Here is a 933-nt window from a genome sequence, read left to right as displayed (position 1 = left end):
CTATTACTTATTCTGAGCTAGTGGGATAATCATTAAAATAAATTAAAACATGATGAAAAAAGGGGATTGTATGAATAAAAAGAAATTCATTTTGTTTTTAGCTGTACTATTTGTTGTTGCTGGTGCTTATGTTGTATATGACATAACAAGAAATACAACATACGGAGAAGTTCTTAATGATTATGAAATCAATCAAAATAGTGTTGAAAATGTAAAAATAACACATTATGAATATAGAAAAGGCACTAACAGTTACGACAAATTTGAAGCCACTACATCTGATACTGAATTTATTGATAAAATTTTAAACGAACCATCTGACATTAAACTTAAAGAATCTAAACCATGTGATGATTTACCTGATTTCGATTTACAATTCAATAAAAACGGATCATCATACATGGTTACTCTTTGTGATAACAATATTACCCTTGTAAATAGTACAGTTATAGATAGCACTAAAGAAATTGGTGAATATGAGATTGTTGGCAAGAAAAAAGATATATTTCATAAAATCATCATGAAATCAAATTTAAATTGGAAAGTAATAAGAGATTAATATGAATTACATATTAATCTCTTATTTTTAGGTATTTGCAACAGCATTTACTTTTTTTAAATATAACTTTTCAATTCCCCCCCTCTGTTAGGATAGATGTCGTAGACAACTTTAGTGTATAGTTTAATAACACACGGAGGTTGATCGACATGAAAGGTAATAATGGAAAACGTTATACGGAGGAAATGAAAGAGTCGATTCTTAAAAGAATGATGCCACCTAACAATGAATCTGTAAGTCAGATAAGCCAAGAACTTGGAATTACTGAACCTACTTTATACAAGTGGAGGAAAGAAGCTAGAGCAGCTGGGAACCCAACTCCTGGAGGTGGACAGGTTTCAGAACAGTGGAGCAGTGAAGATAAATTTTTGGTT

At 30.4% G+C, this 933-nt stretch carries 2 protein-coding genes; both read left to right on the top strand.

The window, feature by feature from the left end:
• Positions 1 to 70: 70 nt before the first annotated feature.
• The gene (locus RZN25_18505) at positions 71 to 559 is read left to right on the top strand and encodes a hypothetical protein (GenBank protein MEQ6378778.1); all 489 of its coding nucleotides are present in this window, start codon (positions 71 to 73) and stop codon (positions 557 to 559) included.
• Between the two features lie 149 nt (positions 560 to 708).
• Positions 709 to 933: transposase (locus RZN25_18500; protein ID MEQ6378777.1), on the top strand; the 225-nt coding region annotated here is incomplete at its 3' end.

This window comes from Bacillaceae bacterium S4-13-56, from assembly GCA_040191315.1.
Classification (GTDB): domain Bacteria; phylum Bacillota; class Bacilli; order Bacillales; family JAWJLM01; genus JAWJLM01.
This window is presented reverse-complemented; position numbering and strand designations above follow the sequence as displayed.